Here is a 25881-nt window from a genome sequence, read left to right on the forward strand (position 1 = left end):
AATAGATACAAATTAAAATAAAGAAAGAATGAAAAAAAGAATAGCAATAATAGCCCTGTTATTTTCGGTACAGCTGTTTTCACAAGCCATTTATGAAGACGAACGTTATATTCCCGAAACAGATCCTTTGGTTTTAGCAAAAATAGAACAATGGCAGGATCAGAAATTTGGTTTGTTAATGCACTGGGGAACTTATTCTCAGTGGGGAATTGTGGAATCCTGGTCTATTTGTCCGGAAGATTATGGATGGTGCGAACGTAAAAAAGGAAGCAATCCGTCTAATTATAATGATTATGTAAAAGAGTATGAGGATTTGAGAAAAACATTTAATCCGGTAAAATTTAATCCTGAAAAATGGGCAAAAGCTGCTAAAAATGCCGGAATCAAATACATGGTATTCACTACAAAACACCATGACGGATTTAATATGTTTGATACAAAATATTCGAATTATAAGGTGACTAACAAAGAGGTGCCTTTTAGTACTAATCCAAAAGCAAATATTGCTAAAGAAGTTTTTGATGCTTTTAGAAAAGAAAATATGTGGATTGGCGCTTATTTCTCTAAACCGGATTGGCATAATGAGAATTACTGGGATCCTTATTTTCCTCCATTCGACAGAAATGTAAACTATGATCCGGCTGCTTATCCTGAAAAATGGAAAAAATATACTGATTTCACACACAATCAAATCTTAGAATTATTATCTGATTATGGTAAAATAGATATTTTATGGTTAGATGGCGGATGGGTTCAGAAATTAGCTAAAGAGGAAATTAAAAAAGGATATGAGGCAAAATTTGCTGAGAACGAATCAGGAAATGGATTTATTAAGCACAGAGTAGTAGATCAAGACATTAAAATGGATGAATTAGTTGATAAAGCGCGTGAAAAACAACCGGGTTTAATTGTTGTAGACAGAGCGGTACACAGTAAAAATCAAAATTATTTAACTCCGGAAAACCGTGTTCCTGAAAAAACCTTACCTTATCCATGGGAATCCTGTATTACTTCAGGTGGTGGATGGTCTTACACTCCTGATGCTAAATATTTAACAGGAAGACAAGGAATTCACATGCTGATTGATATTGTGGCTAAAGGCGGAAATTTACTTTTAAATGTTGCTCCCGGACCTGATGGAGAATGGCAACAAGGTGCTTATGATTTATTAGCAGAATATGGTGCCTGGTTAAAAGTAAACGGAAGCGGAATTTATAACACCAAACCAATTGCTCCTTTTAAAGAAAATAATATTTGTATGACTCAAAATAAAGCCGGAAATGTATTCTTGTTTTATATGGCTAAAGAAGGTGAAAACAAAATTCCTGCTGAAGTAATTGTAAAATCAATTAGTCCAAAAAAAGGAACTGCAATCACGATGCTTGGGTCTAAAACCAAATTAAAATGGGAAAAAGTTACCGAAGGTTTTAAAGTGACTATTCCTGAAAATTTGAGAAATAATTTACCTTCAAAAGAGGCTTGGACTTTAAAAATTGAAAAAATAAACAGATAGTAACAATCAATCGATATGCTTTTGAAACAAAAAACCGGAGTATCAGTAAAGTTCCTATTTATAGCGGTGGCATTGATGTGCTGTTCTGTTTTTTATGCACAGCAACAGCCGGCAGATTTTGTAAATCCATTTATTGGAACTTCTAATTATGGAGCTACCTATCCGGGACCTATTGCACCCAGAGGAATGGCAAGTATTAGTCCGTTTAATGTTGCCGGACCTCAAAACAAACCTTTGGAAAAAGACAGTCAGTGGTTGTCTACTCCTTATGTTCATGAAAACACTTTTTTAACCGGTTTTTCTCAGGTGAATTTAAGCGGAGTAGGTTGTCCTGATTTAGGTGTTTTATTGTTAATGCCCACAACAGGAAAAGTAGAGACAAATCATTTAAAATATGGTTCTGTGTATTCTAATGAAGTTGCAAAAACAGCCTATTATAGCTCTAAAATTGATAAATACAATGTCAAAGCTGAGTTTACCGCTTCAAAACGTGTGGGAGTCAGTCGCTTTACTTTTCCCAAAGGGCAATCTAATATTCTGTTGAATCTTGGCGTTGGTTTAACCAATGAAGAAGGCGGAATGTTGCAAGTAGTTTCGGCAACTGAGATTGAAGGTATGCGAAACTTAGGTTCGTTTTGTTACAACAGCCCGGAAGATGCTTATCCGGTTTATTTTGTCGCTCAGTTTTCTAAACCGGCAACTAAATTTGGTATCTGGAAAAAGCCGGCAAAATATGATGGCGTCGAAGCGCAATGGATGGGCTATAATGGTAAAACCCGAATGATGGACAACACTACTAAAATGGTTGTAGGTGACAGCATTGGGACTTATTTTACGTATCAGTTTGACAAAGAAGAAACAGTAGAAGTTAAAATTGGGGTTTCGTATGTAAGTATTGCAAATGCCAGAGAAAATCTTCAAAAAGAAACTGGGAATAAATCCTTTGATGCGGTTTATAAAGAAACCTATAACGAATGGAATGAATTGCTTTCTAAGATAAAAGTAGAAGGCGGTACAGCAGCAGATAAAACGGTTTTTTATACGGCTTTGTACCATACTTTGATTCATCCCGGTACGCTGAATGATTACAACGGAGAATTTCCGGAAATCAAAACGGGTAAAATTGGTAAAACTACAGGAACCCGATATACGGTTTTTTCGCTTTGGGATACCTATCGCAATTTGCATCAGTTGATGTCTTTGGTTTACCCAAAACAGCAGTCGGATATGGTGAAAAGTATGCTCGAAATGTACGATGAAAACGGCTGGTTACCTAAATGGGAATTAAATTCGACAGAAACATTTACCATGGTAGGCGATCCTGCAAGTATTGTTATTGCGGATACTTACCTGAAAGGAATTCAGGATTTTGATGTTCAAAAAGCCTATAAAGCCATGCTAAAAGGTGCGGACCAATTAGAAAATAATCCATTGCGTCCCGGACTGGAAGACTATATAGAGAAAGGTTTTGTGACAACAAAAAATAAAGGTTCTGTTTCGACTACGCAGGAATACAATGCTTCCGATTATGCTATTTCACTTTTGGCGAAAGCCTTAGGAAATAAAAAGGATTATCAACGTTTTAAAAACCGTTCGTTATCCTACCGAAAATTGTATGACAAAGATTTAAAATTATTGCGACCAAGAACTGAAAATGGTAGTTTTTATGAGCCTTTTGATCCGTTGTCAGGAGCTAATTTCGAAGAAAATATCGGTTTCATTGAAGGGAATGCCTGGCAATATGCATTTATGGTTCCGCATGATATTACAGGCCTGATGAAATTGATGGGTGGCGAAAAAGGGTTTACTAATCAGTTGCAAAAGGTGTTTGATAGCAAACAATTTGATATGGCTAATGAGCCTGATATTGCCTATCCTTATTTGTTTAATTACGTAAAAGGAGAGGAATGGAGAAGTCAGGAGTTAGTGCAAAAACTAATAAAACAGTATTTTCAGAATAAACCCGATGGATTACCCGGAAATGATGATACAGGAACTATGTCGGCATGGTTAGTTTACTCGATGATGGGAATTTATCCACTGGCTCCGGGCGAACCTAAATATGCCATAACGACGCCTGTTTTTGATAGCATTACTATCGAATTAGACTCTGAGTATTATAAAAATAAAAAGATAATAATCGAAAAAGAATCCAATAATCAAGGCAAAATCAAAAGTATGGAACTTAATGGGAAAGAGTATAAAAGTTACTTTATCACTCATGATGATTTTGTAAACGGAACAACGCTAAAAGTGATTCAGGAATAAAAATAAGAAACAAACATGAAAAAGATAATAATTGCTTTAGTGGTATTTTTTAGTTTGATAAATCAGGGATTTGCACAAAAAAAATATCCGTATCAAGACCCTAAATTAGGAGTTGAGGAGCGAGTAAAAGACTTATTGAGCCGAATGTCTCTGGAAGAAAAAGTACGCCAGATGGATATGTACAAAGGCGAATATTTCAAGGAAAAAGAAGATTTTTCTAAAACGAAAGCCAATACTAAAATTAGAAAATTAGGAATAGGTGCCATTCATGACGTTTATCCGCGTTCGGCAAAAATGATTAATGAGCTACAAAAAGAAGTAATTAAAAACAACCGTTGGGGAATTCCGGCATTGATTATGTGCGAGATGCTTCACGGTTATCTTGACGATGGAAGTACCGCTTTCCCAATGAACATAGGGCTTGGAGCGACTTGGGATCCTAATATAATGGACAAAGTAGGGAAAGTAATTGCTACCGAAGCCAGAGCACATGGTGTTCATTTTGGTTTAGGACCCAATTTAGATTTAGGTCGGGAGCCACGTTGGGGAAGAGTTGCCGAAACTTTTGGTGAAGACGCTTATTTAAACAGCGAACTTGGTTTGGCCATGATTAAAGGTATGCAAGGCGATGATTTAACTTCAGATCGTTCTATTATTGCGGAACCGAAACACTTTGCCGTTCACGGAATTCCGCAGGCGGGTGGAAATTCTTCTCCTATTTTAGTAGGGGAACGTTCGGCTCGTGAAGATCATTTGCCTTCTTTTCAAAAAGCATTTACTAAAGGCGGAGCATTGGGAACCATGTGTGCCTATTCTGAATTAGACGGGATTCCTTGTGCTGCTAATCATTGGTTATTGACGGATGTTTTGCGAAAAGAATGGGGTTTTAAAGGAATTGTAGTTTCCGATTTAGGAGCGATAAAATACCTTCAAACCACACATTATGTTACTAATTCTCCCAAAGAAAGTATCCGTGAAGCAGTTGCTGCAGGAGTGGATATGCAATTTTATGATTTTACCAATGAGTTTTGGCAACAAAGTCTGATCGAATTGGTAAACGAAAAGAAACTGACCATGGAGCAAATTGATCGTGCAGCTGGTGGTGTATTACGATTGAAGTTTATGTTAGGCTTATTCGAAAATCCATATACTGACAAAAATCTGATCAAAGAGCGTTTTCATACCCAAGAAAATCAGGATATTGCTCTTGAAGCAGGGCATAAATCGATAGTTTTATTGAAAAATGAAAACAATCTTTTACCGCTAAAAAAAGACATTCAAACCATTGCCGTTATCGGTCCTAATGCCGATGCGTCAAGATTGGGCGGATATTCAGTTAAAAATAAAGTAGGAACTACAGTTCTTGAAGGAATCAAACAAGTGGTGGGTAAAAATACCAATGTACTTTATGAAGAAGGTGTCCCATTAATTGTAAAAGGGCAAATTATTCCATCTAAATATTTATTTACACCTGACGGATCTCAAAACGGATTAAAAGGAGAATATTTCAACAACAGAAATGTCGAAGGAACGCCGGCATTAACGCGTATTGACAATCAGTTGGAATTTGACTGGCCCTGGAATCCGGGAGCAGGAGTTAATGATGATGATTTTTCGATTCGTTGGACAGGTTATATTCAGTCAGAAAAATCATTTGATGGTTGGTTAGGATTAAGTTCTGATGACGGAATCAGAATGTGGATTGACGATCAATTAGTGATTGACAACTGGACAAAAGGAGCAACGAGTATTGTTACCACTCCAAAAAATATTGAAGCAGGAAAAAAATACAAAGTCCGCATTGAAATGTGGGAAGGTGGCTGGGGAGCCAGAGCACACTTGCGTTGGAATCTTGAAAAGATAAACCTGCAACCAGCGATTGATATTGCTAAAAAAGCCGATGTTGCTGTGGTTGTTTTAGGAGAATCGAATGAATTAGTGGAAGAAAACAGAGATGTTGCCACTTTAGATTTACACGGCATGCAGCAGGAATTGATCGAAGCCATTCAAAAAACAGGAACTCCGGTAGTTTGTGTTCTGTTAAATGGTCGTCCGCTTTCTGTAAACTGGATTAATGAAAATATTCCAGCCATTGTTGAAGGCTGGTTTCCGGGAGAAGCAGGAGGAAAGGCTGTGGCCGATGTTTTATTTGGGGATTACAATCCGGGAGGAAGATTACCAATTACTTTTCCAAAATCGGTGGGACAATTGCCTATTTATTACAACCAAAAACCATCTGCGATACACCGATATGTTTCAGAAAGTGAAAATCCGTTATATACTTTTGGATATGGCTTGAGTTATACTACATTCGAATATTCGAATTTAACTTTAAGTACACCAGAAATTAAAGTTGATGGAAGTTTGAAAGTAAGTGTTGAGGTTAAAAACACAGGAAATTATGATGGTGACGAAGTGGTACAATTGTATATTAATGATGTATACAGCTCTGTAACAACTCCGGAAAAAACACTAAAAGGTTTTAAAAGAGTATATATCAAAAAAGGAGAAACAAAAAAGGTAGAATTTACTTTAACTCCTGATGAATTGGCCATTTGGAACCGGGAAATGAAAAATGTAGTTGAACCTGGGGATTTTGAAGTGATGGTAGGAGGGAATTCAGTTGATTTACTAAAAGAAAAGTTTTCAACTGTGAATAATTAAAACTTTTAACAAAATATCTGTTTAATAAAAAAACGCATCTATTTATGGATGTGTTTTTTTTGTTAAGATTTTTAACTTATTTAATGTGTGATTATTTCTATTTTAACATTTTTAATATAGATAAATAACTTAGTAAGAATAATCAATGTTTAAATAATAAATAGGTTGTGGTTGGTTTCTTTATTAAATTTGTATTAAAATGATTTTTTTAATGAAAAAACACTTAAAATTGACAAACACCTTTTCAAATTTGTCATTGGTCGAAATTATGAAATACAAACAAATCTTTCTCTTTACATTTAACTAAGCATTAACTTAAGGTTAACTTATCAGAAACAAAATTACTAACTCAAAAACAAAATTATGATTCAAAATGTATTAAAACTACTGTTTGTATTTTGCTTGTTCGGATTTCATCATGCTCAAGCACAAATCACAGTAAAGGGGACGGTTACAGAAGCTAAGAGCGGTTTTCCACTGCCAGGAGCAAATGTCGTTGTAAAAGGAACAACAAATGGTATATCAACCGATATGGATGGTAAATATAGCATTAGTGTTCCGGGGCAATCAGCCATTTTAGTCTTTTCCTATATAGGATCAGTTTCAAAAGAAGTTACTGTGGGAAGTCAGACTACTATTAATGTATCGTTAACAGAAGATGCAGAACAATTAGGGGAGGTAGTTGTAACAGCATTAGGAATTAAGAGAGAGAAAAAAGCAATTACTTATTCAGCACAAAATGTAGATGTGGATGAAATTTCTCAGGCAAGATCCTTAAACGTTGCCAATTCTCTTTCAGGGAAAGTAGCGGGTCTTAATTTCTCGACTACTTCTAATGGGGTAGGAAGTTCATCAAGAATTACTTTAAGAGGGAATCGATCTCTAAATGGAAACAATCAACCATTGTATGTGGTAGATGGTGTTCCTTTAAGTAATGGTTCCAGAACAGATAATTCAGATGTTGATACTGGAGGTAGTACACAACCTGATGGTATTTCTAACCTTAACCCCGAAGATATTGCTTCGATGACTGTACTTAAAGGACCTTCGGCAGCAGCTTTATATGGTTCCAGAGCCAGTAATGGGGTTATTATTATAACAACTAAGTCCGGTGCAAAAGGCAAAACGATGCAAATTTCGGTTTCATCAAACTTTATGGCTTCTTCGGCTTATAATTTATTAGGTTTACAAAATGAATATGGACAAGGAGAAACTGGTGTCTATAATGAAACCTCTGAATCCAGCTGGGGAGGACGTTTAGATGGAAGTCAGGTTTCAGCTTGGCAATTAGTACGCAACCCTAACTATTCAGGACCTGCAACTACAAGCTATTCTGCTCAACCAAATAATGTTAGTGATTTTTTTAAAACAGGATATAATTTAGCTAATACTTTATCTATCTCTACAGGTTCTGATAAAACTCAGGCTTATTTCTCTTATACTAATACTATTGCAGAAGGTATTGTAGGTGGTAACAAATTAGGAAGACATAATGCTAACCTGAGATTAACAAGTGAGTTAACAGATAAATTATCTTTGGATGTAAAAACAAATTATATCGTTCAAAATATTGATAACTTATTAAGAACGGGAGAAGAATCTATTGGAACTTCAGTTTATTTATTACCTAGAAGTATTGCTCACAGCGATTATAAAAATTATCAATACACCGATGCTCTTGGACAATTACAGCAAAATTATTTTATTGATGAAGTAGGACAAGCAGGAGGTAATCCTTATTGGTCAGCTTTGCGTGATAATTCAAGAGAAGATGAGCGAAATAGATTTATTGGTTTTGCAGCTTTAAAATATAAATTCACTAACGCATTAAGTTTACAAGTAAGAACAGGTTTAGATCAAACGACTAATAAAACTTTTTCTAACAGATATGCTACAGACAGGTTTAATCAAAACCTTGGAAATTATTCTGAATTGTTAGAAACAGTAAGAGAATTAAATTCAGATGTATTATTAAGTTATAATACTAAGTTTGCAGATTTTTCTTTAACTACAAATGCTGGTGCCAGTTTATTGAAACAATCTACTTCAACATTGTCATCTGGAGGTCGATTAAGCAGAAGAAACTTTTTTGCCTTGGCCAATGTTGCAACTATGGGGTCAACATCAAACCTTATTGAAAAACAAATTAATTCGGTATATGGTTCGGCACAATTAGGCTATAAAAACTATTTATTTTTAGATGTAACGGCAAGAAACGATTGGTCTTCTGCTTTACCGGCAGCTAATAGATCATTCTTTTATCCATCTGTAGGTTTATCAGGTGTTATTTCAGATATGGTTGCACTACCGGAAGCGATTAGTTTTGCTAAAGTAAGAGCATCGTATGCACAAGTAGGAAATGATACTGATCCTTATCAGTTAAGTCCTCAATTATCATATATTGGAGGTAATGGCGGTATGGTTTATTCACAAACTACAGCAGCTAATCCAAATTTAAAACCGGAAATTTCTAGTTCAATGGAATTTGGTACCGAATTCAAATTCCTTAACAATCGCTTGGGATTTGATTTTACTTATTTTCAAACAAATACTAAAGATCAAATTTTTTATATTAATACTCCTGAATCTTCAGGGTTTTCAAGAGCCGTAACTAATGGTGGAGAAATACAAAACAGAGGTGTAGAGATTATGTTAACAGCTACTCCTTTTGAATCAGATAATTTTTCTTGGGATATCACAACCAATTTTGCAACTTATAAATCAAAAGTGAAATCTATTTTTGAAGGTAGAGATGAGTTGATTTTGGGAGACGGACGTTTGGTGAGAAGCAAAATTATTAAAGGAGGGGAATATGGCGATTTGTATATAAAAGGATTCCAGAGAAATGATGATGGAGAAATTATCGTGAGTTCAGCTGGTTTACCAATTGCTACTAATAGTTTTGATGTACTTGCAGGGAATTTTAATCCAGATTGGACAGCAGGTTTTAAAAACAATTTTAGATATAAGGATTTCAATTTAAGTTTTCTTATTGATATGAGAATTGGTGGAGAAGTAGTGTCTTACACTCAGGCGAGACAAGCTGGAATGGGAGTAAATACTATGACTTTAGCAGGCAGAGAGAATGGATTTATTGTTGATGGTGTAGTTTCAAATGGAGATGGTACCTATAGTCCAAATACAACAACTGTTACTGCTGAACAATATTGGACAGAAGTAGGACAAAGGACTCCAATTGCTGAACCATTTATTTATGATGCTACCAATATTAGATTAAGAGAACTTGTTTTAGGATATACAATGCCTAAGAGCTTATTAAAAAACTCTGCTTTTTCTAGTTTTAATGTATCATTTGTTGCCAGAAACTTATTCTTTATTGTAAATAAAGCAAAATATTTTGATCCGGAACAAGGAGCAGGTACAGGAAACTTGCAAGGAGTTGAGTCTTTCAACATTCCTTCTACAAGAGATTATGGGGTGAATGTAAAATTTGGATTTTAATTAAAAAAATAATAGGATGAAAAATAGTTATAAAATTAAAACAATAGCAGCTTTATTGACTGTTAGCGTTTTTTCAAGTTGTACAAATGATTTTGATGAATTGAATACCAATAAGAATACATTAACTACAGATCAGTTAGATGCTTCTTTAGCGGGACCGGCATTTTTATCAGCTCAATATGCAGGAATACATAATGGTTCTTATTCATCACCAGGTGTAGATGATCAGGGAACCTGGGGTATTGCCACAGGAATTATATCTTCAACCTTTGTTCAGTATATGAATACAGGATATAGTACGGACAGAAATGCTTTTGGATCTTTTGGAGAGAGAGGTTGGTTACGATTTTACACTGTTGCAGTACCAGCTTTAAATAATGCTTTTATAGCAGCTAAAGATGATGCAGATGCCACTGCAATTTTAAAAATCTGGAAAGTCTTTATGTACAATCAAATGACGGATCATTATGGACCAATACCTTATACTGAAGCCGGAAACGGAAAGGCAATTGTAGCTTATGATACACAAGAGTCTATTTATGAAGATTTCTTTAAATTATTGGATGAAGCTGATGCTACTTTGAGTGCTACATCAACAACAACTGTAGGATTGTATTCAATTTCAGATCGTATCTTTAATGGTAGTGTTGCAAATTGGAAAATATTTGGAAACAGTCTTAGATTGCGTTTAGCATTGCGTATTTCAGATGTTCAGCCAGATAAGGCAAAAACACAGGCTGAAGCCGCTGTTGCAGCAGGAGTTATGGAATCTAATGCACAAAGCGCTACTTTTAAAGTTAGTGATATTACTCCAAACAATTTGAATATGATTGTTAATAGTTGGGGGTATTTTATGACCGCTTCTATGGAAAGTATTCTTAAAGGATACAACGATCCAAGAATGGAAAAATGGTTTGCTCCTAATGCTGATGGAATTTATTTAGGGAAACCAGCAGGTGGATTACAAAGTCAATTTGGAACAACTAAATTTTCTCCATTCAGTCCTGCTTTAGCCGGAGATTTCCAAAATACTAAAGCTATAGAAATAATGATGGCTTCAGAATGTTATCTGAACAGAGCAGAAGGAGCTTTGAACGGATGGAATATGGATGGTAATGCTAAAAGCTTATATGAAACAGGAATTACTTTGTCTATGAATCAATGGGGAATTACAGATGGTACAGCAATTAGTAGTTATATTGCAGGAACCACAACACCGGTAGTACCAGCTATTACTACTCTATACCCTAGTTTGGATTTATATACTCCACCCGTTTCAATTGCCGTTTCCTGGGCAGGTACAGAAGCAGATCAACGTAAACAAATCACCGTTCAAAAATATTTAGCTTTATTTCCGGAATCTTGGGAAACTTGGGCAGATTTACGAAGAACAGATGTTAATGTAGTTTATCCTTTATTGAATACAGATAACGTAGATGCGAATGTTGGAAAAAGCTTAATGAAAAGAGTTATTTACGTTACTAATGAATATTCTTCAAATAATAGTTCAGTTATAGATGGAATTGTAAAACTTGGAGGACCAGACTCAGGTGGTACAAGACTGTGGTGGGATGTTAAATAAACAAAATAATAGAGATAAATAAATCTCTTTCATTTAATAATAAATAAAAGGAGAGCTAAACTCTCCTTTTGTTTTTTTTCAGTACTTAAAAAATATAAAGCAAGAGAAAATGCTATTAGAAATTTGTGCCTCTTCTTATCAGTCTGCTGTTAATGCTCAATTGGCAGGAGCTCATCGTATCGAATTGTGTACAGAGCTCGCACTGGGCGGTATAACACCTTCGTATGGACTGCTTAAAAATGTATTGGCTAAAGTTACGATTCCCGTTTATGCGTTGATTCGTCCCAGAAGTGGAAATTTTACTTATTCAGAAGATGAATTTGCCATTATGAAAACCGATATTCAATTGTGTAAGGATTTGGGCTGTAAGGGAATTGTTTCCGGAATTCTAAATGCTGATAATACGGTTGACATGCAAAGAACAAAGGAACTAATCGAGCTGGCAAAACCCTTAGAATTTACTTTTCACCGTGCTTTTGACTGGATTGAAAATTCTTTTGATGCTTTGGAACAATTAAAAGAAATAGGTGTAAACAGAATTCTGACTTCGGGCTGCAATGTTACCGCAGAAGAAGGAATTACACATCTTCATGCATTAAAAGAAAAAGCAGGAAATGCTATGGTCATTTTACCGGGAAGCGGAATAAATAATGAAAATGTTCTTTTATTTAAAAATCTTGGATTTAACGAAATTCATTGTTCTGCAACAATTATTACACATACAAATCCATCTGTAAAAATCCCTATGAATAGTTCTAAATTATTTGATGAACGCATTATCGTTCATTCTGATTTGGATAAAATTAAGGCTATTTTGGACCGTATGGCTTTATAGCAAATTTCAAACTCTCTTTTTACTTTTTACGACACATTATAACAACATAATTATATCTAAATATGAGCCAAATACCCACTCAGGAAAAAAACAATACCTTAATCCCGATTCTGATTATAGCAGGACTATTCTTCATTTTCGGATTTGTAACATGGATTAATGGAGCCTTAATTCCGTTTATGAAAACCATTAATGAATTAACCTCGGCACAATCTCTTCTGGTAGCTTCGGCATCCTATATTTCGTTTGTGGTAATGGCTTTGCCGGCATCTTATATTTTATCTAAAATTGGATATAAAAAAGGAATGTCTGTGGGTTTATTTATCATGGGTGTGGGAGCTTTGGTTTTTATACCAGCAGCTGAAGCAAGAACCTATTGGGTTTTTCTGGCAGGAATTTTTATTCAGGGAGCAGGAATGACATTGTTACAAACAGCATCAAATCCTTATATTACTATTTTAGGTCCCATTGATAGTGCTGCTAAGCGTATTGCTATTATGGGGATTGCAAATAAAGTTGCAGGTGCTTTAGGATCACTTATTTTTGGAGCTATTTTACTTTCCGGAATAGATGAGATAAATGAAAAATTAAATACGGTTTCTGATGTAGAAAAAGCACAATTACTGGACAATATGGCTGACAGCGTTGTTATGCCTTACATCATAATGGCGGTGGTATTATTTGTTTTGGGAATATTAATCAGGAAAGCACCTTTGCCACAAGTAGAAGCTGAACCTATTGAAGAGGCTAAAGACGGAGCGGTTAGTAAAACAAGTATTTTTCAGTTTCCGCATTTATGGCTGGGAGTTCTTACGCTTTTTATGTATGTAGGTGTTGAGGTTATTGCCGGCGATACAATTATCGCTTACGGAATTTCATTAGGATTTCCTGCTGCTGATGCCAAATTTTTCACCACATTTACCTTATTAGCAATGGTACTTACCTATGCTTTGGGGGTATTTTTAATTCCTAAATACATCACACAGGCTCTTGCATTAAGAGCAAGTGCCGTTATCGGAATTGTCTTTTCTTTTTGTATCGTGTTTACTACAGGCTTTACTTCTGTTTTATTTGTGGCCGCTTTAGGAATGGCAAATGCTTTAGTATGGCCGGCAGTATGGCCTTTAACATTAAAGGGTTTAGGTAAATTTACTAAAACAGCTTCGGCATTGTTGATTATGGCTATTTCCGGAGGAGCTATTATTCCGCCTTTATACGGTAAATTAGTTGATGGTAATAAAGCAGAATATCTGGCACAGGGGATGAATGAAGCATTGGCAACAGCTACGGCATCTACTAAGGGATATTGGATTCTTTTGCCGTGTTATATTATTATTTTATATTATGCCATTGCCGGACATAAATTAGGATTAAAGAAAAAATAAAAACAGAAAATGATTTCTAAATTAAAATATGCAGCAATAGTACTGATAGGATTTTGCTTTTCATGCGTTGCAGTCAAAAAACTAAAAACAGAAAATAAATCAGAAAGCTATATTACCAATAATCCGGTAACGGCTAACAGTCATGCTGCGACTCTTGTGGAAATAAAACCCAATCAGCTCTTGGCAGCGTGGTTTGGCGGAAAACATGAAGGAGCTAAGGATGTAGGTATTTATACGTCAAATTATGATGGGAAAAGCTGGTCTCAACCGCAAATGTGTATTGCTCCTTTAGTAAAAGATGGGGATACTTTACCTTGTTGGAATCCGGTTTTATTCAAAAGTAAAAGTCAGAAATTGTATTTGTTTTACAAAATTGGTAAAAATCCAAGGGAATGGTTTGGAGCCATGATTGTTTCAAATGACAATGGTATGAGCTGGAGTAAACCTGAATACCTGGCAAACGGAATTTTAGGTCCTATTAAAAATAAACCTGTCGAAGTAATTCCGGGTGTTATTTTATGCGGAAGTAGTACCGAAAGTGTGACTGATAATCAATGGCGGGTACATGTCGAAACTTATACAGAAGCAACAAATAGCTGGGAGAAAATTCCGGTGGAGGATAAAAATAATTTTGAGATTATTCAGCCCACATTTTTAGTTCACTCCAAAGGGATTGTACAAATGTTATCCAGAAGCAAGCACAATAAAGTAATTACAAGCTGGTCTAAAGATTACGGACAAAGCTGGAAAAATACCGATAGCATTGAGGTTGTAAATTCTAATTCAGGGATTGATGTCCTAACGCTGTCACCCCGATTATTTTTGTTAGTCAACAACCCGTTACCGCAAGGAAAAGACTGGTTTAACGGTCGCAATATTCTGGATGTAGAATATTCAGGAAACGGATTACGCTGGAAAAAACTATTCGATTTGGAAAATCAAAAAGAAGGAGAGTTTAGTTATCCTGCTATTATTCAAACTCAGGATAAAAAAATACATGTTTTGTATACCTATAATCGAAAATACATCAAACATGTAACTTTTGATATAAAAAAATAGAAAGTTGATTAAAAAATAAAAAATTATGCAAAAATATTGTCTGGTTCTGGACTTAAAAGAAGATGCTGATTTAATTGCCGAATATAAATTATTACATCAGCAGGTATGGCCTGAGGTTATAGCAAGTATAAAAGAGTCCGGAATTACAAATCTGGAAATTTACAATGTGGGAAACAGATTAGTGATGTTGATAGAAGCCAATTCTGATTTTTCTTTCGAAAAGAAAGCAAAAATGGATGCCGAGAATCCAAAAGTTCAGGAATGGGAAACATTGATGTGGAAATTTCAACAAGCCCTACCTGAAGCCAAAGAAGGAGAAAAATGGCTGTTGATGGAAAAAATATTTGGATTAAACAAAATCTAAATTTTATTAAATTTAGAAAAACAGAAATAAAATGAAGAAGTTTTTTTTAATAAGTATGCTGATTTTTAGTGTTGTTACAAATGCGCAAACTGATATTAGCAGTAAGACATTTTATAAACATGATCAATTTCTTTCCTCGGATAAAATGGAAGGACGTTTCCCGGGAACTAAAGGAAATAACGATGCAGCAGCATACATAAAAAAGCATTTTAAAAAGTATGGTCTAAAAAAGTTTAATGATAATTACTATCAGTCTTTTAGACTTTTTGTAAAAGAAGGACTTAATAAAGTCAAATCAGATACTGTGGTTACCCAAAATGTAGTGGGTTATCTGGAAGGTTCAGATGAAAATCTTAAAAAAGAATATATCGTTATTGGAGCGCATTATGATCATTGGGGATGGGGAGGAAAAGCTTCGGGCAGTAAAAAGAAGGATACGGTAGCCATTCATAACGGTGCCGATGACAATGCATCGGGTGTTGCAGCACTGCTTTGTATTTTAAAAGAATTGTCAAAACCGGAAAACAAACCTAAAAGAAGTATTGTTTTTATTACGTTTAGCGGCGAAGAAGAAGGCTTATTAGGCTCCAAATATTTTATCAATCATTTGCCTTTTGATAAAAAAAATCTAAAAGTAATGTTGAATATGGATATGGTAGGAAGATTGAATGCCGGAAAAGAAATCTACATGGGTGGAGCAGGAACTTTCCCTGACGGTGTTGCACTGATGAAAAAAACAGCTGAAAACAGCGGTCTTAATCCTGTTGTACATGCTGGTGATGTAGGAGGTTCAGATCATGTTTCTTTTTATAAAGCAGGAATTTCAGCAGTGGGATTTCACACCGGCGGTCATCCGCAGTATCATACTCCCGAAGACGATATTCATCTCATTAATACAGAAGGTGGTGCACTGGTTTCTCAATATATTTATAAGGTTCTAAAGGCAATTGCTAACTATGATAAGCCGCTTTATTTTATCAGTCAGGATTAGAGTCTGTTGTGTTTTAAACATAAAGAAACCTCGTTTATTTCCATTTTGGAAAGAACGAGGTTTTGTCTTTTTTAATAAGATAAATTTATTGTTCTAAAATGCATTTACTTTTCAGGTTCTAAAAACATTTACCGCAAATTCATAAAATATTTTTTTGCTTTTATATTTGTAATTTGTGAATTTGCGGTCTGTTTTTTATATGTTTTTAACCTTGCAGATACATTCTGCTAATCATAGTGACTTATTTTAGTTAGTTTCCCATTCGGAAATCACTAACACTATTTTGCACTAAACTAAGATCTTCAAAGACACTAAAAGAACCATCATCCATTGGACATTGATTACTAATTCCTACCCAAATTTCATCAGGATAATTGTTTTCGTACAAACGTACCATGTGCCAGTTTTTTTTGTCATAAGAGTAATAATTAGCTATGGTTTCGGTATCCGAAGAAATTTTCATGTAAATTGAAGGAGTAGTTACTTTATCATGGTTGTTATCATCTGATGTGCCTATAGTTCTAACACTTACTATGCGATGATTTCCACGTTCGTCTTGTTCATAACACAGTTTTTGCCAGAAATTATCATGCACATAAATGTACAATACAGCTGCATTATACAAACCTTCTTTTGTGAACTCAGGAGTAACTTTTGAAATTAAAGTAAAAGGTTTTTTATTGTCTATTTTGGATAACAAAATAGGGGCAGTGTTGTTAGATAATTTTCCATTTGGATCAGAGAAATAATCCTTTTTGGCACCCGTTTTAAAAGTTACTTTGCCATTAGTATCTGCTGTGGCCAGTGTATCTGCACCATTAACTGATTTGGTAAAATGAATCCCCGAAATGGTAATATCGCATGCTGTTCCGTTTACACGTGCCGAATCTACATTGGTGGTTTTAGTCTCTTGAGTAGTTTCGGCTGTAGATTGACTTGATTTATTCTTGTTTTCGCAGTTAGCAAAAAGAGCAATTAGCAACAATGCACTGATACTAGTGAATTTTGTTTTCATAAAAGATATTGTTTTATAATTAAGATTGTTTAACCCACTAAAAAACATATTTTAGCAATACAAATGTATAGGAATGCCAATCCTGTTACAATACCCAAAATTAACCATTTATTACTATGAGTATTACAAAAAGTGATGTTTTACAAGAATTGACAGCTGCTTTATTAGATCAAAATTTTGTTGCAGATGAACAGGAAAGTATTAAAACCTATCAGGAAATGGTTGCTTCTTATGTTAGAATTGAACAGTGTGTAGGTGTTCTTTCTGATTTTCAAGCTAATTGTAGTTACATCTATTCGGGAAGTTTTGGGCAAATTTTTGGTTTGACTACGGAGAATACAGTTATCGATTCGGCTTTTGAGGAAGATATATTTAGTAAAATTCATCCAGATGATATTATAGAGCGGCATGTTTTAGAACTGAATTATTTTCAATTTCAAAAAAGTATTGAACAAAAAGAACGGAGTAGGTACAGTACTTTTAGCCGAATTCGGGTTCAAAATTCAGATGGTAGTTATTCTTACATTAATCACCGAACCATTTATGTAAAAAGCCTTCCTAATGGAAGTGTTTGGTTAGCACTTTGTCTTTATGCAGCCTCTACAGATTTAATTCCCAGTAAAGGAATTGATGGTAAAATTATCGATGTACAAACAGGAGAAGTGATTGCTCATGAAAAATATGTTAATAGTGCTAAAAACCTGCTTAGCCAACGCGAATTAGAAATTTTGACTTTAGTAGCCAAAGGGTTAGGAAGTAAACAAATTGCAGAAGAACTGCACATTGCAGTTCATACGGTTTACAGACACCGACAAAATATTATCAATAAAATGAAAGTTGCTAATACTGCCGAAGCTGTGAAAACAGCAGTGGTTATGGGAATTGTTTCTTTGTAAAGAGATTTTGTTGATGCAAATTTTCAAAACTCAGTATAGTTCTGTTTTTATAAAGCAGGAATTTCAGCAGTGGGATTTCATACCGGCGGTCATCCGCAGTATCATACTCCTGAAGACGATATTCATCTGATAAATACAGAAGGTGGTGCACTGGTTTCTCAATATATTTATAAGGTTCTAAAGGCAATTGCTAACTATGATAAGCCGCTTTATTTTATCAGTCAGGATTAGGTAAAGGGTGTTTTTTTTGGATTATAAAAGAAAAATTAAAAAGAAAGTTTTATTTTGCCAGATGTTTAATTTTAAATGATAATATGAAGACCAAAAAAATTAAAATAGCATTACTTATTGTATTGATGACTGTAGGATCGTTTGCACATGCTCAATCTGTTGAGCCAGCAGCTGATGATGTTAAAAAAGCGCAGGAATGGATTAGTGAGTTGAATTTGAATAATGCTGAAAAAGAAAGCAGAGTAGTAAAAGTTGTAGCGACGCATCTTTCAACAATTAAAGACTGGCATAACACCCATCCTTTTTCAACTGTTCCCGCCGGAATTAATCCGTTAGATGGCAAACCGCTTTCTGACTTGCATAGACAAATTATTGCCGACTCCGCTATGCCTTCAACAATACATGAAGACTTAATGAACGGACTGAGAAAAGATTTGACTGAAGAACAAGTAGCGTCAGTTTTAGATAAATATACTATCGGGAAAGTAGCGTTTACAATGAAAGGTTATGAAGCCATTGTTCCTAATTTAACTGCTGCCGAAAGTGCCGAAATTAGAAAATTACTGGAAAAAGCACGAGAGCAGGCAGTAGATTATAAAAGCATGAAAGAGATATCGGCTATTTTTGAAATTTACAAAACTGAAGCCGAAAAGTATCTGAATAATAATGGTCGTAACTGGCGCCAAATGTATAACGATTACACAAAAAAAGTAAAAGCAGAAAAAGCAGCTAAGAAAAAAGAATAGCTTCATTCTGTAACGAAAAAAGGTCTTTAATTCAGCGATTAAAGACCTTTTTTTTGGTAAAAAAGGAGTGGTGATTATTTAACAGTCAACTGGTAAGTAGCCATTTTCCAAATTTCAGTATAGTTTTTTCCATTGTGTTCTCCACTGGCTTTTTCTGTTTGAGAAAATTCTACCATGTAATTTCCAGCCCAGATTGGAGTGAATGAAAACTCGCCATTTTCATTGGTCCACAGTTCTTTTTCCCATCCGTTTGGAGCAATTACCTTTACTTTTTGTTCTTTGGCAACAGCCGCATTATAAGTGGCAACTGCAGTAACCTTAGTGTTTTTAGTTAGTGAAGATGCGTTTTCAGCAAATACAGCAATTTTATTATGGTTAGCAGTAGCTTCGTTCCCGGCTGATTTATTTCCTACCACTACATTTGCACTGGAATTATAGTCCAGTTTCATGGTTCCGTAAACATCTTTTACCGTATGTTGCATGATAACAGTATAAACTCCATCTTCTTCAGGGGTGAAAAAGGCCTGGTATTTATTTTCTAATGCAGTTGATTTCAGTTTGATTTCTTTTTTAGACGGACTAATTACCACCAGCGTAAAATCTTTTAAATCCGAAAACCATTTGTCAGCTTTGGTGATGTCATTATCTGAAAATTCTCCAAAATAAACAGAGATTTCCTGTTGTTTTCCTTTAGTACCAGTAGCTTTTGTTTCAATCCATAATGCGTGAGCAAATACAGATGGAGCAGCAACAAATAATAATAATGTTACGATTATTGTCTTAAAAAAGTTTGATTTCATAATTACAGATTTATTGTTATTTAAAATTTAGCACAAATATAATTCTTTATTTTAATTATTTAGATTTGTTATAAATAAAAATAGTTGTTTTCTGTTTTTTATTGTCAAACGATTATTGATGCCTGTAGTATGTTTGAAAATCCGTTTTTATCTGTTCAATCAGTTTTATCTGTGGTCTATTTAGTCGGGTTCGCTTAGCGGACAGTCATTAAATGAAAGTGCAACTACTTTTTCAAAGCGTCCGTGATTACTAACAGAGACATCTTTTACGCTATCGGATTGAACTGAAGTTAAAAAGGGAATACCATATTGATCCTTACTAATATTTTTTTTCTCAATTTCGATAACCTTTTTTAAGTGGTCAGGATTAATAACTGCAATAGTATGGATACAATCGTTAGTGATATTGGTTTTCGTATAATATCTATTTCCGCAACAAATTACTGTTCCTGACATATAACTGTCGTTTTGAAAACGGAAACTGCACTCTAGTTTTTGTGGAAAGTAGGATCTTATTTTTGTTTGCCTGTTATAAATTTTATAGGCGGCTTCTTTCATACTCCAAAGAAGCCAAACCATAATTTCCGGTTGCAAAGCTTTATTTATCAGCAATTGTTCCTCTGCAGTAAAAATTTTCTCCAGCAAACCTTTCCGCTGCCAGTTGCTTTCTTTACGGGATTGGATGATATCGATAACATCATTGCCTATCATTTTGCAGCTAGTTTGGTTTCAATAATGACTACCGAAGTTTTAACATCCAGCATGCGTTCCATATCCGTATTTTCAATTACGATATCAAACGTTTCTTCAATGTCCAGAATAATATCGACCAGATTAGCCGAATTGATATTAAGATCTTTAATAAAATCGGTGTCTTCGGTAAAGTTTTCATAAGCATCCGTATTTGTGGTATAAGGCTTAATGATTACTTTTAATTGGGCTGTAAGTTCTTCTTTATTCATAGGGTTATTTTTGAAATTTTTTAAAGATTACGCAGGCATTTACATCACCAAAACCAAAACTTGCTTTTGCTATAATTGTTGGGTTTGTTTCGATGGTTTTTAAAGGAATTCTGGACGGATGTATAAGTGAAGTGATTTCAGGATGAAGATCATCACAATTAATATTTCCAAATATAAAACCTTCCTGAAGTTGCAGTACCGTAGCTACACTTTCGATACTTCCGGCTGCACTTAAACAGTGTCCTGTCATACTTTTCAAAGAGTTGATATAAGGGAAATCATGTCCGTCTAGTCCTAAGGCTTTCGTCCAGTTTTCTATTTCAAGAGCATCTTTTGTTGTAGCGGTAAGATGTCCGTTTATGGCATCAATATCAGTCGAAGAGATTCCTGAATTCTGAATCGCATCCGTAATACATCGTTGAACTGCGGTACTGTTGGGTGCGGTCATACTTCCGTTTCCTCTTTGTCCTCCTGAATTGACATTGCCCCCCAGTATTTCGGCATAAATAGTGGCTCCCCGTTCTAAAGCACTTTCCAGATCTTCTACAACTAATGCTCCGGCACCACTACCGGGAACAAATCCGGCTGCCGAAGCACTCATTGGTCGGGAACCCTCGCCAGGATTGTCATTGTATTTGGAACTGCATACCCGTAAAGCATCAAACCCCGCCCAAATATAAGGACCGCTATCGCCTGTACTTCCTGCTAAAATACGTTTTGCCTGTCCGGATTGTATGCGATCATAGGCCATTATAATCGCTTCAGTACCGGTGGAACAGGCAGAGGAATTTGTGGTAACCTGATTTCCTAATCCCAGTTTTCCTCCCAGATAGGCACTTATACCACTATTCATAGTTTGCGCAACAACCGTACTGCCCAGCCTTCGGGTTTGCAATTCATCTATTTTATAAATGCTTTCGCGAAATTTATCAATTCCAGATGTCCCGGATCCAAATACAGTCCCGCTGTCCCAATCGGGATGATTGTTTATTTGCAGAGGCAAACCTGCATTTTTCCATGCTTCGATACCTGCAATAACACCATATAAAATGCCCGTACTGTTAAAACCCCGAAGTTCAAGTTCTGTAAAATACTGTGCTTTTAGGTCTTCTGAAATTTCCGGTTTACCGGCTATCTGACAGGAAAAAAGTAGTGCTTCTAGTTGCGGATCATGTTGTATTCCGGAAATCCCGTTTTTTATAGCATGTGTAAACGCAGGGATTCCAACTCCGTTTGGAGCCACTACGCCAAGACCTGTTATAACAACTCGTTTTTTCATAATTTGGTAGTGATCATTCCGGCAACAATACCTTTACAAACTTCTATTCCGGCTTCGTTTTTCATGACAACTTCACATTTAAGTTTGCCAAAACGGAAAAATGTTTTCTGAGAGGTTACCGTCACTTTTTCATTTGGATATACCGGTTTTAAAAACTGCATATCAGCCGAAGTAAAAGCGACTACAGTATCTTTTTTCAAGTCATTACCCAATAAATAAATACCAAGGCAAACCATACCAATCTGAGCCATGGTTTCCGTTAAAATAACGCCGGGAGTCACCGGATTATCTTTAAAATGACCTTTGTAGAAATCAAGATCTTCACTAAAAGTATAGGTTCCAGTAATACCGTTTTCATCTGCATGAAGCAGTTCATCTACAAATAAAAAAGGTTTGCTGTAAGGCAGCTGCTTAATAATTTCGTTTAAATTCATCTTTTTATTTTTTTACCATTGTAATAAAACACGTTGTGCGGAAAATCCGGGGCCAAAACTCAGCATCAGTCCTTTTTCTCCTAATTTAGGGTTTTTCTCCATAATACGCTCCAGTACATACAAAACAGTTGCACTTGACATATTGCCGTATTGTTTAAGTACTTCTTTTGTATCATCAATATTTTTTCCTAATCCGGAGAAAAGGACTTCTACAGTGGTGACAATTTTTTTACCACCGGGATGAAATATCATGTGATCCAGATCTTCAATTTGTAAATTATTTTTCTTCAGAAATGGATGAATGATGTCACCAAAATGAGAGGCAATAGTATCAGGAACTTCAATGTCCAAAACCATTTGCAAGCCGTTATTGGTCAGTTTAAAACCCATCATATGTTCCGCATCATAAAAATGATACATTTGTTCATCAATGATTTCAGGACCTTTGTCATCTTCGCAGGAAGATAATAAACAGCAGGCAGCGCCATCGCCAAAAATAGCAGCACTCACAATGTTAGGCATCGAATAATCATCCAACTGAAAAGTTGCCGTAGGTGATTCAACAGCTATAACAGCTGCCCGTTTTCCGGGATTGGCCTTCAGAAAATTTTTAGCATATATAATACCTGATATTCCGGCAGCACATCCCATTTCGGTTACAGGTAATCGTACTATATCCTGCCTCAGTTTCATTTTATTAATAAGATAAGCATCCAGAGACGGAATCATGATTCCGGTACAGCTCACTGTAATAATATAGTCCAGCGTTTGAGGATCCCAGGCTGCTTTTTTAAGCGCTTTTTCTAGTACCTGTTCGCCTAAAAGGATAACTTCTCGGGTATAAATATCATTTTTTTCTTCAAATGAAGTTGCTGTAAAGACCTCTTCGGGATCCATTATGGAATACCGTTTGTCTACCGCTGCACCTTCAAATATTTTTTTTACTTTCTTTATAAAACGTTCTTCCTGTCCGGACAGCCAGCTATCTAAAAATGGAAGTATTTCTTCTGTTGTACGCCAGTATTTGGGTAGCTGCTTAGCAACTGTTATTATTTTCACACTCATTTTTCAGCAATTATCCATTGGTACCGAAAAGCCCATTTCCAGTTTATGGTATCGTTTTTTAAATTTATTTTTTTTGAAAAAGCTTCTAACTCTCTTTTTTTGAATCCTCTTAATATCGAAACCAGTCCGTCTTTGCGACCCATTTTGTTCAAATTGAAAACAAAACAAATCAGCTCAAAAAGTACGTACGCCAGTTTGCTCCTGTGCAAATCATTGATTACAATACCCATTGTTGTATTCTTATTAAAGATAGTCATTATATTAATGATGTCCTCATCACTAAAATGGTGCAGCGTTAGCGTACATAAAACAATATCATAGTGAATAGTTGTAAATTCTTCACTAAAAATATCCATACACCGATACTCTATATTTTTAAAATCATGGGATAAAATCCTTGCATGATTTATCGTAAAAGCATTGGCATCAATACCTATGAGTTGAAAATTAATGTTGTTTTTTTGTCCGTATCTGTCAAGCATTCGAAGCATATCACCATTTCCGCAACCAATATCTGCAATTACTATTGTTCGGGAAACATCAGTGTTTTTTAGTAATTTTTTAATTCCTTCAAGAGTCAGCTTATTTCCTCCTAAAAATTGATTTATTTTGGCAATTTGATCCAGTGCGGAGCGTAATTCTTCGCCTTGAAGCGAAAAATCATCCATTATTTCAGTTTCCTGAGTTCGGTATTGCGTGTTTATTGCCATTTAATTTATTACTATGGGTTTGCCGTGGGTTTGTCTGATAATTAGAGGCAGCAGTTTAGGAAATGCCACTATTAATTTTAATATAACATTTGAAATTCTTTTATGGATTAATATTCTTGCGAGAAGTCTGCCAATGCGTAATCGTTTTTCAAAATTTTGTTTCCATTTTGTACTATATTTTTTTTCCAATTGTTCCCGCGTTATAGCCCCTGAATGAAAATCCAATACTAACTCAGAAGCAATTTTTGCACTGTGTATTGCCATTGCCATTCCGTTTCCACAAAGCGGATGAATGAGACCGGCTGTATCGCCAATCATCAGTATATGATTTTCAACAGCTTGTTTTTTGTCAAATGATATTTGGCTTATTGTGATGGGTTTATCAAATAGTAGGGTGCTTTTTTCAAAGACAGCTTTCAGATGCTTATTTTCATACAGCACATGCTGTTGATAGTCCTCTATGTTTTTATATTTTTTAAAAGTGCGATAATCTGCCAAATAGCAAATATTTATACTGTTATTTTCAACTTTGGAAACTCCGCAATAACCTCCGTTAAAATTGTGCAAAGCCACGAGATCATCATCAAAACCACCTGAATAATGTGCTTTCACAGCCAGCCATGGAGCCTTTTTTCGAATAAAATTACGAGACAGAAATTGATCTATATTAGAACGTTTCCCAAAAGCACCCAATACAATTTTTGAAGAAAAAGTATGATTTGCAGTGGTAACTGTAAAAATATTATTGCTAAAGGAAACGTCAATTACATTTTCTGTAAGTACCAAGCAGCCATTTTTTAAGGCTTTTTGATAAAGAAAATAATCAAGTTCATACCGGCTGATTCCAAATCCGCCCAGCGGAAGTTTGGCTGTTAGTATTTTGCTGTTTTGTGTCGAAAATTCAAATTTGGAAATAGTAGTGGGATGTAATTCATTTATATCAATGCCAAGCCATGATAAGTAAGGGATAATTTCATTCGAAATATATTCGCCGCAAACTTTATGACGTGGATAGCTTGATTTTTCGATCAGTGTTACCTCTAATCCTTGTTTGGATAAATGAATAGCACTTGATAACCCTGCCAGTCCACCGCCAATAATAATGACCTCCTTATTTATTTTCATACAAGCAATTTAGGTATAAACTTAAATCTAAGGAAATATTTATCTCTTATATTTTTTTAAAAATAGTTATATAATTTGGAGTAAGAGAGTAGGGGAAACATTCGTGGTTTTAAAAGCCTTTCAGAAAATGAGAGGCTTTTTAAGTTTTAACTAACTGATATTTTAGTGATTTGTGACCCCAACCGAACAAATGTCGAACCATTTTATAGAGGATTTGGAGCGATTAGTGGTGATAATAGATTAATTGATTATGCTTTATTTTCTATAAAAATTATGGTTAAAAATTATTTATTATGTAAAAAATAAAAAATCTTTGGAGTGATATGTAACCTTAATCAAACATTTTATTTAGTCTTATTGTATAAGGTACAGATATACTTAAGATACATTGATTTAATGCCTAAATAGAACAAAAAAACAATAGTTCAAATTAAAAACGCTAAATTTAATTTAACATAAGGTTTAACTTTGCTTAACAGTATTTGAGCAACTGTG

General features: G+C 35.0%; 22 protein-coding genes. 13 read left to right on the forward strand and 9 right to left on the reverse strand.

Annotated elements, in window-relative coordinates; translation table 11 throughout:
* The first annotated feature begins 28 nt into the window (after positions 1-28).
* The 10 genes from BUB89_RS16095 to BUB89_RS16140 all read left to right on the forward strand — a co-directional run bounded on the left by BUB89_RS16095 (position 29) and on the right by BUB89_RS16140 (position 16123).
* Positions 29-1513, forward strand: coding sequence for an alpha-L-fucosidase (locus BUB89_RS16095; protein ID WP_073246924.1), 1485 nt, complete (start codon positions 29-31; stop codon positions 1511-1513).
* A 15-nt stretch (positions 1514-1528) separates the two neighbouring features.
* On the forward strand, positions 1529-3781 hold the full coding sequence (locus BUB89_RS16100) for a GH92 family glycosyl hydrolase (protein WP_073246926.1): 2253 nt from the start codon (positions 1529-1531) through the stop codon (positions 3779-3781).
* A gap of 15 nt (positions 3782-3796) precedes the next feature.
* Positions 3797-6445 carry a glycoside hydrolase family 3 N-terminal domain-containing protein gene (locus BUB89_RS16105; RefSeq protein ID WP_073246928.1) on the forward strand — a complete coding sequence of 883 codons (2649 nt, stop codon included), beginning with the start codon at positions 3797-3799 and terminating at the stop codon, positions 6443-6445.
* Positions 6446-6808: 363 nt separating this feature from the next.
* A complete protein-coding gene (locus BUB89_RS16110; protein ID WP_073246930.1) occupies positions 6809-9907 on the forward strand; it encodes a SusC/RagA family TonB-linked outer membrane protein in 3099 nt (1032 codons plus the stop codon).
* 16 nt (positions 9908-9923) lie between these two features.
* Positions 9924-11489, forward strand: a complete 1566-nt coding sequence (locus BUB89_RS16115) for a SusD/RagB family nutrient-binding outer membrane lipoprotein (RefSeq protein WP_073246931.1) — start codon at positions 9924-9926, stop codon at positions 11487-11489.
* A gap of 109 nt (positions 11490-11598) precedes the next feature.
* Positions 11599-12324: a copper homeostasis protein CutC gene (locus tag BUB89_RS16120; RefSeq protein WP_073246933.1), complete on the forward strand. Its 726-nt coding sequence runs from the start codon at positions 11599-11601 to the stop codon at positions 12322-12324.
* A 62-nt stretch (positions 12325-12386) separates the two neighbouring features.
* Complete coding sequence (locus BUB89_RS16125) at positions 12387-13709, forward strand: sugar MFS transporter (RefSeq protein ID WP_073246935.1); 1323 nt, start codon at positions 12387-12389, stop codon at positions 13707-13709.
* A gap of 9 nt (positions 13710-13718) precedes the next feature.
* Positions 13719-14768: a sialidase family protein gene (locus BUB89_RS16130; protein WP_073246937.1), complete on the forward strand. Its 1050-nt coding sequence runs from the start codon at positions 13719-13721 to the stop codon at positions 14766-14768.
* 25 nt (positions 14769-14793) lie between these two features.
* Entirely contained in the window at positions 14794-15132 is a 339-nt protein-coding gene (locus tag BUB89_RS16135; RefSeq protein ID WP_073246939.1) for an L-rhamnose mutarotase, read from the forward strand.
* A gap of 31 nt (positions 15133-15163) precedes the next feature.
* Positions 15164-16123, forward strand: coding sequence for a M20/M25/M40 family metallo-hydrolase (locus BUB89_RS16140; RefSeq protein ID WP_083552884.1), 960 nt, complete (start codon positions 15164-15166; stop codon positions 16121-16123).
* A gap of 250 nt (positions 16124-16373) precedes the next feature.
* Here BUB89_RS16140 and BUB89_RS16145 read toward each other — a convergent pair whose 3' ends face one another.
* Positions 16374-17138, reverse strand: coding sequence for a DUF1349 domain-containing protein (locus tag BUB89_RS16145; RefSeq protein WP_073246969.1), 765 nt, complete (start codon positions 17136-17138; stop codon positions 16374-16376).
* Between the two features lie 116 nt (positions 17139-17254).
* Between BUB89_RS16145 and BUB89_RS16150 the strand changes: the two genes are divergently transcribed.
* The 3 genes from BUB89_RS16150 (at position 17255) to BUB89_RS16155 (ending at position 19011) form a co-directional block, all read left to right on the forward strand.
* Positions 17255-18034 carry a response regulator transcription factor gene (locus tag BUB89_RS16150; protein WP_073246943.1) on the forward strand — a complete coding sequence of 260 codons (780 nt, stop codon included), beginning with the start codon at positions 17255-17257 and terminating at the stop codon, positions 18032-18034.
* A 69-nt stretch (positions 18035-18103) separates the two neighbouring features.
* Positions 18104-18265, forward strand: a complete 162-nt coding sequence (locus BUB89_RS18025) for a hypothetical protein (protein ID WP_234982666.1) — start codon at positions 18104-18106, stop codon at positions 18263-18265.
* Positions 18266-18348: 83 nt separating this feature from the next.
* Positions 18349-19011, forward strand: coding sequence for a DUF3826 domain-containing protein (locus BUB89_RS16155; protein WP_073246944.1), 663 nt, complete (start codon positions 18349-18351; stop codon positions 19009-19011).
* Positions 19012-19085: 74 nt separating this feature from the next.
* Here BUB89_RS16155 and BUB89_RS16160 read toward each other — a convergent pair whose 3' ends face one another.
* The 8 genes from BUB89_RS16160 to BUB89_RS16195 all read right to left on the reverse strand — a co-directional run bounded on the left by BUB89_RS16160 (position 19086) and on the right by BUB89_RS16195 (position 25386).
* Complete coding sequence (locus tag BUB89_RS16160) at positions 19086-19811, reverse strand: DUF4198 domain-containing protein (protein WP_073246947.1); 726 nt, start codon at positions 19809-19811, stop codon at positions 19086-19088.
* A 180-nt stretch (positions 19812-19991) separates the two neighbouring features.
* Entirely contained in the window at positions 19992-20522 is a 531-nt protein-coding gene (locus BUB89_RS16165; protein ID WP_073246949.1) for a 4'-phosphopantetheinyl transferase family protein, read from the reverse strand.
* Positions 20519-20773 (reverse strand): acyl carrier protein, encoded by a 255-nt coding sequence (locus tag BUB89_RS16170; protein ID WP_073246951.1) that lies wholly within the window; start codon positions 20771-20773, stop codon positions 20519-20521. The genes BUB89_RS16165 and BUB89_RS16170 overlap by 4 nt, the downstream gene beginning before the upstream one ends.
* Positions 20774-20777: 4 nt before the next feature.
* Complete coding sequence (locus BUB89_RS16175) at positions 20778-22052, reverse strand: beta-ketoacyl-[acyl-carrier-protein] synthase family protein (protein WP_073246953.1); 1275 nt, start codon at positions 22050-22052, stop codon at positions 20778-20780.
* Positions 22049-22486 carry a 3-hydroxyacyl-ACP dehydratase FabZ family protein gene (locus tag BUB89_RS16180; RefSeq protein ID WP_073246955.1) on the reverse strand — a complete coding sequence of 146 codons (438 nt, stop codon included), beginning with the start codon at positions 22484-22486 and terminating at the stop codon, positions 22049-22051. The genes BUB89_RS16175 and BUB89_RS16180 overlap by 4 nt, the downstream gene beginning before the upstream one ends.
* A 12-nt stretch (positions 22487-22498) precedes the next feature.
* Entirely contained in the window at positions 22499-23551 is a 1053-nt protein-coding gene (locus BUB89_RS16185; RefSeq protein ID WP_073246957.1) for a type III polyketide synthase, read from the reverse strand.
* Entirely contained in the window at positions 23548-24261 is a 714-nt protein-coding gene (locus BUB89_RS16190) for a methyltransferase domain-containing protein (protein ID WP_073246959.1), read from the reverse strand. Before BUB89_RS16190 ends, BUB89_RS16185 begins: the two co-directional genes overlap by 4 nt.
* The gene (locus BUB89_RS16195; RefSeq protein WP_073246961.1) at positions 24262-25386 is read right to left on the reverse strand and encodes an NAD(P)/FAD-dependent oxidoreductase; all 1125 of its coding nucleotides are present in this window, start codon (positions 25384-25386) and stop codon (positions 24262-24264) included.
* Positions 25387-25881 lie beyond the last annotated feature (495 nt).

The sequence above is a fragment of the Flavobacterium flevense genome (assembly GCF_900142775.1).
Lineage (GTDB): Bacteria > Bacteroidota > Bacteroidia > Flavobacteriales > Flavobacteriaceae > Flavobacterium > Flavobacterium flevense.